The sequence below is a fragment of the uncultured Maritalea sp. genome (assembly GCF_937139385.1).
Lineage (GTDB): Bacteria > Pseudomonadota > Alphaproteobacteria > Rhizobiales > Devosiaceae > Maritalea > Maritalea porphyrae_A.
In genome coordinates, this window is sequence record NZ_CAKZPW010000162.1 from 1 (window position 1) to 10,745 (window position 10,745).

Annotated in this window: 13 protein-coding genes and 1 pseudogene; 1 reads left to right on the forward strand and 13 read right to left on the reverse strand. The window is 50.1% G+C overall.

The window, feature by feature from the left end; genetic code table 11:
* The 8 genes and pseudogenes from Q0231_RS06795 to rplU all read right to left on the reverse strand — a co-directional run.
* A pseudogene (locus Q0231_RS06795) lies at positions 1-357 on the reverse strand (glutamate 5-kinase); the annotation flags it as partial.
* Positions 358-360: 3 nt separating this feature from the next.
* Positions 361-1,404: a GTPase ObgE gene (gene obgE, locus Q0231_RS06800; RefSeq protein ID WP_269392795.1), complete on the reverse strand. Its 1,044-nt coding sequence runs from the start codon at positions 1,402-1,404 to the stop codon at positions 361-363.
* A gap of 28 nt (positions 1,405-1,432) precedes the next feature.
* The gene (locus tag Q0231_RS06805; RefSeq protein WP_269392794.1) at positions 1,433-1,966 is read right to left on the reverse strand and encodes a GNAT family N-acetyltransferase; all 534 of its coding nucleotides are present in this window, start codon (positions 1,964-1,966) and stop codon (positions 1,433-1,435) included.
* An 8-nt stretch (positions 1,967-1,974) separates the two neighbouring features.
* The gene (locus Q0231_RS06810) at positions 1,975-2,505 is read right to left on the reverse strand and encodes a GNAT family N-acetyltransferase (RefSeq protein ID WP_269392793.1); all 531 of its coding nucleotides are present in this window, start codon (positions 2,503-2,505) and stop codon (positions 1,975-1,977) included.
* A 12-nt stretch (positions 2,506-2,517) separates the two neighbouring features.
* Complete coding sequence (locus Q0231_RS06815; protein WP_269392792.1) at positions 2,518-3,045, reverse strand: GNAT family N-acetyltransferase; 528 nt, start codon at positions 3,043-3,045, stop codon at positions 2,518-2,520.
* Entirely contained in the window at positions 3,045-3,602 is a 558-nt protein-coding gene (locus Q0231_RS06820; protein WP_269392791.1) for a GNAT family N-acetyltransferase, read from the reverse strand. Before Q0231_RS06820 ends, Q0231_RS06815 begins: the two co-directional genes overlap by 1 nt.
* Positions 3,603-3,738: 136 nt before the next feature.
* A complete protein-coding gene (gene rpmA, locus Q0231_RS06825) occupies positions 3,739-4,005 on the reverse strand; it encodes a 50S ribosomal protein L27 (RefSeq protein WP_269392790.1) in 267 nt (88 codons plus the stop codon).
* 18 nt (positions 4,006-4,023) lie between these two features.
* Positions 4,024-4,614 carry a 50S ribosomal protein L21 gene (gene rplU / locus Q0231_RS06830; protein ID WP_269392789.1) on the reverse strand — a complete coding sequence of 197 codons (591 nt, stop codon included), beginning with the start codon at positions 4,612-4,614 and terminating at the stop codon, positions 4,024-4,026.
* Between the two features lie 297 nt (positions 4,615-4,911).
* Here rplU and Q0231_RS06835 point away from each other — a divergent pair, with 297 nt between their 5' ends.
* A complete protein-coding gene (locus tag Q0231_RS06835; RefSeq protein ID WP_269392788.1) occupies positions 4,912-5,211 on the forward strand; it encodes a hypothetical protein in 300 nt (99 codons plus the stop codon).
* Positions 5,212-5,237: 26 nt separating this feature from the next.
* Here Q0231_RS06835 and Q0231_RS06840 read toward each other — a convergent pair whose 3' ends face one another.
* From Q0231_RS06840 to Q0231_RS06860, 5 genes are all read right to left on the reverse strand, one after another.
* Positions 5,238-6,656, reverse strand: coding sequence for a M20 family metallopeptidase (locus tag Q0231_RS06840; protein ID WP_299346654.1), 1,419 nt, complete (start codon positions 6,654-6,656; stop codon positions 5,238-5,240).
* A gap of 74 nt (positions 6,657-6,730) precedes the next feature.
* The gene (locus tag Q0231_RS06845) at positions 6,731-7,645 is read right to left on the reverse strand and encodes an ABC transporter permease (RefSeq protein WP_269392786.1); all 915 of its coding nucleotides are present in this window, start codon (positions 7,643-7,645) and stop codon (positions 6,731-6,733) included.
* Positions 7,638-8,648 carry an ABC transporter permease gene (locus Q0231_RS06850; protein ID WP_299346657.1) on the reverse strand — a complete coding sequence of 337 codons (1,011 nt, stop codon included), beginning with the start codon at positions 8,646-8,648 and terminating at the stop codon, positions 7,638-7,640. The genes Q0231_RS06845 and Q0231_RS06850 overlap by 8 nt, the downstream gene beginning before the upstream one ends.
* Positions 8,649-8,726: 78 nt before the next feature.
* A complete protein-coding gene (locus Q0231_RS06855) occupies positions 8,727-10,439 on the reverse strand; it encodes a peptide ABC transporter substrate-binding protein (RefSeq protein ID WP_299346659.1) in 1,713 nt (570 codons plus the stop codon).
* 106 nt (positions 10,440-10,545) lie between these two features.
* Positions 10,546-10,745: oligopeptide/dipeptide ABC transporter ATP-binding protein (locus Q0231_RS06860; protein ID WP_367274476.1), on the reverse strand; the 200-nt coding region annotated here is incomplete at its 5' end.

A 10,745-nucleotide genomic window follows, 5' to 3' on the forward strand; every position in this document is an offset into this window, starting at 1 on the left:
TTCAGTGATATTGGGGGTCACCAATATCTGCCCGGTGACCACATCGTGGGCACCAAGCGCATCACGATAGGCTTGTGAAAGTGCGATTTGACCAACCGACGCCGCCGCTTGGCTTTGATCAAGCGAAAGGCTTTCCGCCGTAAGGCCCAAAATGCGTCGCCCGAGCGAAATTGCACCCGAAGACACAATAAGCACTTCAATGCCGTTGGCTTTTAACGCCGCAATATCCGCCGCTAAGCTTTCAAGCCAAACCTTGCGCAACTGCCCCGTTTCACCATCCACAAGCAAGGCAGACCCGATTTTGATCGTCAGGCGCTTAAAGCTTGTGGCGGTGAGGGGGGAAAGCTGCGCGCTCATTTTTTAAGGCGTCCAGTCTTCTTCCAAAGCCGCTTTGGCTTGATCTTCAAGTTGCTGCTTTGCCGCATCGATTGTGCCGATCACCTGATAAAGCACTTGGTCGGTATTGTGATGTGTCACCGCAGAAATTGACAATACTTCGCCGCCAGATACCTCGCGAAGTGCTGCGAGCTTTTCTTCGCGGTCCTCGTCGGTCAACGCATCAACTTTATTGAGCGCCAAAATCTGATGCTTTTCATCCAACCCATGGCCATATGCGGCCAACTCGCCGCGAATGGTGTTGTATGCACCAACCACATCTTCTTGGGTGCCATCGATCAAATGGATGATAGAGCGGGTACGTTCAATATGCCCCAAAAACCGGTCGCCAATGCCTGCCCCTTCATGGGCACCTTCAATCAGACCTGGAATATCGGCCAACACAAAATCGCGCTCGCCAATTTTCACCACGCCCAAATTCGGGTGCAGGGTGGTAAAGGGATAATCAGCAATTTTTGGTTTTGCCGCAGAAACAGCAGAAAGGAATGTGGATTTACCAGCATTGGGCAGACCAACAAGACCTGCATCCGCAATCAGTTTTAAGCGCAGCCAAATCCATTTGTCTTCCGCTTCAATACCCGGATTGGCATGGCGCGGCGACTGGTTGGTGGCTGTCTTAAAATGCATATTGCCAAAGCCGCCGTTACCGCCAGCCAGCAAAACAATTTCCTGCCCGATCTCGGTCATATCCGCGATCAGCGTTTCATTGTCTTCTTCAAAAACTTGCGTGCCCACAGGAACTTTGAGCACCACATCTGTGCCCTCAGCACCGCTGCGTTGCCGGCCCATGCCGTGCACGCCTGTGCCCGCTTTGAAATGCTGCTTATACCGATAATCAATGAGCGTGTTCAAACCATCAACACACTTGATAATGACATCACCACCGCGGCCACCATTGCCGCCATCTGGGCCACCAAATTCGATATACTTTTCGCGCCGGAACGACACAGCGCCCGCGCCGCCTGCACCGGATCGAATGTAAACTCTGGCCTGATCGAGAAACTTCATTTTACTCTAAAGCGTGGTCGCAAACGCACTATTGCGTTGTAGCGAAAAACGCTTCCCTTTTTAGTTGCGTATCGATATGCGGCAAATCGGCGGATTGTGCAAGGCAATGTAGGGTTGAGCGGCCCACTTCTTCAAATCCAAACTTGTTTTGAATGGCCCAAGAAGCTGGGTTGTGCTCAAAAACGCCCGAACGAATATGCATAGGGTCCGCCACCTCAAACATCCAACCGATCACCGCTTTGCACGCTTCACTCATATAGCCCTTGCCCCAGTGCAAGGGGTCAAGATAATAGCCCAATTGCGGCAACTCGCTTTGCCGCCCAAAACCCGTCATGCCACAAAACTGACCGTCCTTGTCGATGATCGAGAATTTCGTATCAAACGGATCGCTCACATCAGCTATGCGGCCCAAATATTCATGCGCACCGCCTTCTGGATAAGGATGGGGCACACGTGATAGATTTTTGGCGACCTCAAAGTCCGCCAAAATCCGCTGCATACGCGGCGCATCGCTTGTGTTTGGTGCGCGCAAATATAGGCGCTCTGTATATAGTTTTGCCATCGTATTCTCTAGTGTAACTTTTTGAAACTCTTGCGATGTAGAATGGTTGTGATCATTGGCAAAGCCCGCGCTTGGGCATTGCACATTCTCTCTTCTGTGCCTGTTTCTTGAAAACCAAGTTTTGCTTGTACCGCCAATGAAGCTGGATTGAAGCTATAGGCACCCGAGGTGATGGCAGTTACATTTGCGTTTGCAAACAGCCATTCAATTGCTGCGCTGGCTGCTTCACTAACGTAGCCATTTCCCCATTTGGGTTCAGCGATGTAAAAGCCCAGTTCCGGATGCTCCGCCGAACCGTCAAATCCAACACCACCACAATACTCGCCGTTCAAAAGCGTTACGGCAAAATTTGTGTTTTCGGGGACGGAGGCACCTTCATTTAGCCCAATCCATTCCTTCGCATCTGCAATTGAATACGGATAGGGAGGTGAGGATAAGTATTTCGCCACCTCAAAATTGTTTAAAGCAGTTGTAACATCTATAGCGTTCTTCATGGCGATTGGCCGCAACATCAACCGTTTTGTCTTTATCTCAATCATAGTCTTTGTCTTTTACAATGGTGTAAAGTCTTGGCGGTTTAACTGCGTAACAATGTGCGCAAACTGTTGGCCTTGCGCCAGACACAATCGTTTGTCGGCACTCACGTCCTTGAACCCCAGCTTATATTGGATAGCCAAAGAAGCAGGGTTAAACGTGAATGCACCAGACCCAACAGTTTGAACATCAGAGTTGGCAAACAACCATTCAAGCGCGGCGCTTACCGCTTCGCTCATATATCCTTTTCCCCAGTGGGCTTGGTTTAAGTAGTATCCAAGAATCGGCTTGGCATCGTCTAGATCGAACCCCAAAACGCCAACGAAATTGTCTTCGGCGTTGAGGATTGCGAACTTTGTGTCTTCGACAGCTGTGATGTCGTCGAGCGACTGTATCCACTCGTTAGCGTCAGCTTCCGAATATGGATAGGGCACAACCGCAAGGTTCTTTGTCACTTCAAAGTTGTTTAAAGTCGCTGCAACGTCAGCGGCATGTTCCATCGCCAATCGTCGCAGCACCAGCCGTTTCGTTTTGATCTCAATCATTATTCCGCTGCTTCTTGCTCGTAGATGTCGTCGCGGGCAGGACGGGTGAACGTCCAGACAGTTTCGCCAGGCTTGTCGTTGCTTGCGCCTTCGCCGGTCACTTCAAAACCAACTTTTTCAAGCAAGGCTTTTGACGCAAGGTTGGATTTCAAGCAGCGGGCATAGAGTTCAAGGTCTGGGACCGCGATATCAAATTCGTCCATCAGCGCGCCAATTGCTTGGCTGCCAATGCCTTGGCCCCAATGCTCAGCGCCCAACCAATAGCCGATTTCAGGATTGCCATCGCGCAGGTGGATACCAACGACGCCCATCATGGGCCCGTTGCGTTGGCAAATCGCCCACACGCGCTCGTCGGTGCCGTTCGCAATATCATTGATGAAATAAAGGCCATCCTCAGATGTATAAGGATGTGGCATGCGCGCCAGCACGTCATGCAATTGTTTATTGTTGGCCAATTGAACAAGGTCTGCCAAATCGGCAAGTTCAATCGGCCGTAGTTCCAGCGTGTCCGTCAAGAACCGTAAAGGCATTGCCCTGTAGATTGTGTTGAAAGTCATTTTATTGCTCCAAAAGTAAAAAGGGGAGCCGGTTTCCCATCTCCCCTTTTCAAAACTCTTTTGAAGTCTTTTTGCGAAAACTTTATCCGCCGGGGTTCTTTGAGAAACCGGCGGGTAAGGTCTTAATCATCCGCCGTTATTCTGCTGCCTCTTGAGGCATCACAGATACAAATGTCTTATTGTTGCGACGGGTCGAGAAGGTGACTTTGCCTTCTACGAGCGCAAAAATAGTGTGATCTTTGCCAAGACCTACATTTTCACCTGGGTGCCACTTTGTGCCGCGCTGACGCACGAGAATGTTGCCTGGAACGACGCTTTCGCCGCCAAACTTCTTCACGCCGAGACGACGACCAGCGGAATCACGACCGTTACGGGACGAACCACCTGCTTTTTTATGTGCCATTTGTCAGTCTCCTAGTTCTTATTCGCCAGCCAAAAGCGTTTTTGCTTGGCTAATCCAGTCTTCACGTTCAATGCGGCCTTTAAAGTTTAGCTCTGCATCCACGCGTTCGATTTCTTTAGCGTCAAACTCTGCAACTTGTTTCAAAGAAGTCACGCCCAATGCATGAAGTTTCTTTTCCAAGGCTGGTCCAACGCCAGAGATCAATTTCAAATCGTCTTTTGCGCCGGCAGCTGCTGCTGGAGCTTCAGACTTTGCAGCCGCTGGCTTTTTAGCCGCTTTTGCTTTTGGCTTCGCGCCGCCTGTCAAAATGTCAGTGATACGCACAACTGACAAGTTTTGGCGGTGACCAGCTTTACGGCGATAGTTTTGACGACGCTTCTTTTTGAAGACGACGATTTTCTTCGCACGCTTTTGTTCAACCAACTCAGCTGCAACAGTTGCGCCATCCACAAGGGGGGCACCAATTGTTACATCGCCATCAGCGCCAACCATCAATACTTCTTCAAATACAATGGCGTCGCCTGCAACGGCTTCGAGCTTTTCAATTTCTAAGATGTCGTCAGCAGCAACTTTGTACTGCTTGCCACCTGTCTTAATAACAGCAAACATTTCATTTCCTTTGAGCATTATTGCTCTGTTGTGTCGCGCTGTGCGGCGCCGAACCTTGGTTCGATCTTGTGATTCCCCTAAGAAGGACAATCGGCCTTAAGCTGCGCATTTCATAAACGAATTTAAGCGCACTGGTGACAGTACGCGAGAAATTCAAGCTGGGTTATGATGGAAACTGGCTACTGAGTCAAGCTTTTGGGCCAAATTTGAGCCAACTTCGCATCTTGTACATTCCATTGTCGCTCACCATTTGAGCTTCAGGATGATTTGCAGTTTGCGTGGTAGAAAGTGAAGTGAATGAACGGCAAAAACGATGGGCGCTTCAATCGCCAATATGAAAAGCTTGAAAGAGCGACGCCGCCACCGCTAGCAAGACTGTTGCAATGGCTCCGTCATCCCTATGCGCGGGTGATCCGTATTCCACTGGGTTTGCTGCTCGTATTGGGTGGTATACTCAGTATTCTCCCGTTGCTCGGCATTTGGATGCTGCCACTTGGTTTACTGCTGCTGGCAGTGGATGTGCCATTGTTGCGCGGGCCCGTCGCTTCAACAATCATTCGCGTGCGCCGGTGGTGGGAAAATCGACGTAGAAAATAGATCTGCCAAAAGTTGGCTAGAGCATTCTATTCATCCGTTTGCACAAGCCGCTGTTCAAACCCCTCGCCCAACTCTCCAGCATCCCAAAAAATGCCTGCCATCATCTCAAGACCTTCTTTAACCAATGGCATCAACAAATGCTCGTCCGGCGCGTGTTGGCCACAGGAATTGTAAGAATGGGGCACCCAAATGGTGGGCATGCCCAAAAGGTCGCAAAAAATATCGTTGGGCAGGGAACCTGCACCATTTGGCAAGACCTGCGGGGCGCGCCCCAGAGTAGTTTTAACCGAGTGAGCTGCCCATTGGACCCACGGCAAATTGGGGTTGTGCCGAGACGCTTGATAGGCTGGGTTATGGTCTGGCTCTTCGACATGGATCATGCCAAACCCCTGTTCATCCAAATGTTTCCTTAGGGCCGGGACCACATTGTCAGTATCGGTGCCCACAACAAACCGCAACGCGCAATGCATCACCGCGCGTTTGGGGATGGCATTTACCGGGTTCTTTGCATCGCCCACATCCATGGCCAAAACGTCAAAACTGTTCCAGGCGCATAATTTTTCAGCGGTGGTAAAACCTGGTTCACCCCAATAGTCGTCTGGTGTGTCAGCACTTTCGCCCGGATCAAATGGGCAGCCCTCAAGCGAGGAACGCACATAGTCGGGCAGATTCTTGGGCAACCAATCATCGATCAGTATTTTACCATTGCGGTCCATAATCGTGGTGAGGGCATGTGCCAAAATGACGGTTGGATCCGCAAGAATACCGCCCCAGTTCCCCGAGTGGTGGTCTTCTTGGCGCAAATCCGCAACCAGAGAAAACTCCATTGCGCCTCGAACCCCAAGAACCATCGTGGGGGTATCCACTGCCACGCGCGGCCCATCAGAGGCAATCAGAACGTCCGATGCCAACATGTCTTTGTTTGCTGCGCAAAACTCACGCAGTCCCAAGGATCCCGTTTCTTCGGCCATCTCAACAAGGAAAGTCAGGTTGAACCCCAGCTTTTCGCGCGCGGCGATCACCGCTTCAAGTGCCAACATATTGATGGTGTGCTGGCCTTTGTTGTCCGCCGTGCCGCGACCAAAAATCTTGTCGCCCAACACAGTGGTACTCCAAGGGTCCAAATTGTCTTTCCATGCGCCTTCCATCCCCGGCACCACGTCGCCATGCCCATAACAAAAAATGGAGGGGAGGGCCGGGCCTTCAACCCGTTTTGCCACTAAAAACGGTCCGCCGCCTTCAATCGGGTTGGGATGAATGGTGACATCGCAGCCCAAATTTTCAAAATCTGGCGCGATCACATGCTCAAGATAATACCACAAGTCTTTATGACTGGATTCAATGGAGCTTTGAGTGGGAACACCAATTCGCTTCCCCAACTCTGCTAGAAACCGCCCATCGGCTGTAAACCCTTTTGCTCTTCTAATGGTGTCTTCACGGCTCATCGGTCTTGCCTTCATTTGGGGAAACAAAAAGGGCGACCCAATCGAGCCGCCCCAAACACTCTTATGTTGTTCGATCAGCGACCACGAATACGCGGATCAAGTGCATCACGAATGCCATCACCGATGTAGTTCACGCTGAGCACTGTTAGCGAGATCGCTAGCCCCGGCCAAATCACCCGTGCAGGGTTAAGGGTCATAAAATTGGCCCCATCAAACAGCAGACGTCCCCAAGTTGGAAAGTCAGAAGGGAAACCAAGGCCCAAGAAGCTCAGCGAGCTTTCAGTAATAATCGCGTTGGCGATCCCAAGCGTTGCTGAAACCATCACCGGGCTCAACACGTTTGGAAAAATGTGTCTTGCCACAATCTTCCAAGAATGGGTGCCCACTGAACGGGCGGCCAAAACGAATTCGCGTTCTTTAATCGCCAGCACTTCCCCGCGCACAATCCTTGCGGTGTTCATCCAGCTTGTAATGCCGATCACAAACACGATCAGAAAGAAGATTCCCATTTCCGGGCCAAATACCGATCGCAAACTATCGCGGAACAACATGATGATGACCAACAATAGGGGCAAAATTGGCAAGGCCAAAAACAGATCGGTGGTGCGCATTAGCGGACCATCAAGTTTTTGGAAAAACCCAGCAATAATCCCAATCAGCGTGCCCACCAGCAAGGACAACGCCATCGCAGCAATCCCCACGGCCAGTGATACACGGCCGCCGCTGAGCACTTGGGCTAGCATATCGCGACCAAGGTTGTCGGTGCCCATTGGATGGCCCCATGTAGGTCCTAGGTTCTTGTTTCGAATATCCAAGAATTGGGGGTCAATCGTATGGATAAAGGGTCCAAACAACACCGCACCAAGAATAAACAAAAAGATGATTGAACCCGCAACGCCACCTTTGTGCTGCAAGAATTGCCGCAGCACATCACCCCAAAGGGTACGCTGTGCTTTTGTTACTACTTCTCCAGCTGTTTGATCAGTCATAGCGAATCCTTGGATCAAGCATGCCGTAGACGATGTCGGCAATCAGGTTAAACAACACAATCAGGATTGCGAATAGGAATGTCAGTGTTTGAACCAACGGGAAATCGCTGCCCTGAATGCCGATGATCAGAAGTTGGCCAAGTCCATTCACCCGAAAGATTTGCTCTGTGATGATGGCGCCGCCAAAGATCGTTGGAATACCAAGCGCGATCACCGTTACAACCGGGATCAAGCTATTGCGCAAGACATGGGTCAAAACGACCACTTTTTCGCTCATGCCTTTTGCCCGTGCGGTGCGCACATAATCTTGTGTCAAATTATCCAGCATTGATGCGCGCATAAAGCGACTGATTTGCGCTGCGTTAAACAGCGCTAGCACTGTCACGGGCATGATCATTTGCTTCACCTGCAACCAGAATGTCCCAAGACTATTGACCTCTAGCGTGGTGTCATAAACGGATGGGAACCAACCCAATTGCACGGAAAAAATCACGATCATCAAAAGACCAGTGAAGAATGTGGGTACCGAAAAACCGACCATTGAGATGAATGTGCCAAACTGATCGAACCATGAGTATTGTTTGTATGCAGAGATCACACCGATCGGAATGGCGATAAGAATGCCCACAACATAGGACAAGCCAACAACCCAAAGCGTTTGTGGAATGCGCTCCATCAGCAGATCAACAACCGGGCCGCGTGTCGCAAAAGAAATGATGCGTGGACGCGAGGATGGATCGCCAATTGTAAAGCCCATTTGATCAAGCCAATGCAATGGCTCATAGATAAAGAAACCACGAAGCCATTTAACATAAGCGATGTGAATGGGTTCGCCGACACCCAAGGCTTCTCTGATTTTCGCGCGGACTTCTGCAGGGATCGTCAACGGCAAGCTGCCAGTTGGATCGCCAGGTGCGAGGTCCAGAATTAGGAAAATGATGAAGCTGATCACCAATAGCGTAGGGATTGCAAAAAGCAGCCGCCTGAGGGTGTAGTTCAGCATGAAAGGTCCCCGAAATTCAAAAATCTTGTCCCAAAAGGAATGAGAAACGGCGCGGGTGATATCACCCGCGCCGCTTAGTTAGGTCGACGAGTTACGTGTCCACTCTTCAGCAAACGCGAGTTCTGAATCCCATGGGTTCAAAACAACGTTGCCAAGTGCATTTGACGCAGCAGAAACACGACCACGGTGAATAAGAGGAATCATTGCATATTCCTGCATCAACAAGTCGTTCATTTTCTTGGCCATCTCAGCCCGCTTCTCGATAGAAGCAGTTTTGCCCATTTCTGCGCTAAGAGCATTATACTCTTCTGAACAGTAGCGTGGCATATTGTTGCCGATCCACTGGTTTGCAGGTGAAGGGATTTCTGAACATACCCAGTTGCCCATATAGGCTTCAGGATCTGTGCCATCGAAGTTGTTTGTGTACATTTCGATGTCAGCAAAGAACTTCTGGTATGTATCATTTGATGATTGGTCACCACCAAAGAACACGCCAGCGTCAATGTTGCGCAATTCAGTTTCAACACCAATTGCTTGCCACATCTGTTTGATCAAAGCTTGTGTGCCCTGACGAACAGAGTTGGTTGATGTTTGGAACAGAATTGACAAACGAACGCCATCTTTTTCACGAACACCATCGCTTCCGCGTACCCAACCAGCTTCGTCTAGAAGCGCATTGGCCGCATCAACGTCTTGTGTTTTACAAGCATCGTTTGCAGTTGAAGCATAGATCGCAGGTGCAGGTAGAACGTTACAAGTTACTTGGCCGTTAGGGCCATAACCAACTTCAACCAAGATCTCACGATCAATTGCCAACGACAAAGCTTTACGCACTGCATGCTCGCCAAGGAACGGGTGAGGGCCAGCTTCTAGTGTCGAACGAGCTTCGCCTGCCTCTGGTTTGGAGTTTGAAAGGTTCACCATCAAGCGCTCAACAGATGTACCAAAAGCGGCGATAATTTTGCCTTTGCCCGCAGCCATCATTTGGTCGAGTACTTCTGGCTCAACTTGTACGTTCCAAGCATAGTCAAACTCGCCGGTTTCAAGAACTGAACGTGTTGTTGCAGCACTATCGCCACCACCTTTTAGCACTGCTGTTGCAAATGCTGGCTGGTTTGGATCGCGGTAGTTTTCATTGGCTTTAAACGTCACAACGTCGTTCGCACGGAACTCGTCCACAACAAATGGGCCAGTACCGATTGGACCAAAGTTAGCTTCAGTACACTCAGGAGCTTTTGCGCCCATGCAGTCTTTAAACTGAGCTTCTTGAATCACTGGTGAAGTCGCACCAACGAACGGTCCATATGGGAAAGGTTTTGCGACTGAGAAGTTTACACGAACCGTGTAATCGTCCAACGCTTCAACGCTTTCAACATCTGCAAAGTTTGAAGCCGCGTTACAACCACCTTCTGGGTGCATACAGTAGTTTGCGGAAAACACCACATCACTTGCTTTAAGTGGTGTGCCGTCTGACCAAACGATACCTTGCTTTAGCTTCCAAGTAATTGAACGAAGATCTGCAGCAACGCCGCCGTTTTCAATTGTTGGAATTTCAGCGGCTAGAGCTGGGTCCATTGAGCCATCTGGGCGGTAGTTTGCCAGTGGGTCAAGCACCAAAGACGAAGCTTCAACGTCCTTAGTACCGCCAGACAGGAATGGGTTCAAAATAGAAACGGCTTGCCAATAAGCAATGTTCACGTTGCCATCTGAACCGCGTTCTGCTTGTGCAGCCGTCGCAGCAAAGCAAGATGCTGCGGCAGTTGCCAGAACGAGGGTTTTAAGTTTACGCATTTATTTCCTCCTAATTACTTACTAAAACCTTGTTATTGTTTTCGTTTGAGCCAGGTTGTTCCCAGCTTCACGGCGCAAAGTCGTAAGTTGAACTTTGCGTCGTATTCTATTCAGCATAGTGACAGGCAACATATCCACCGTCACCAATTTTGCGCCATTCAGGATCGTCAACAAAGCAGTTCTTCTGAGCAACAGGACAACGCGTTGAAAAACGACAACCGCTTGGCGGGTTCGCCGGACTAGGCACATCGCCTTTCAGGACAATATGTTCTCGGGTCTTCTCGACCTCTGGGTCCGGCACCGGCA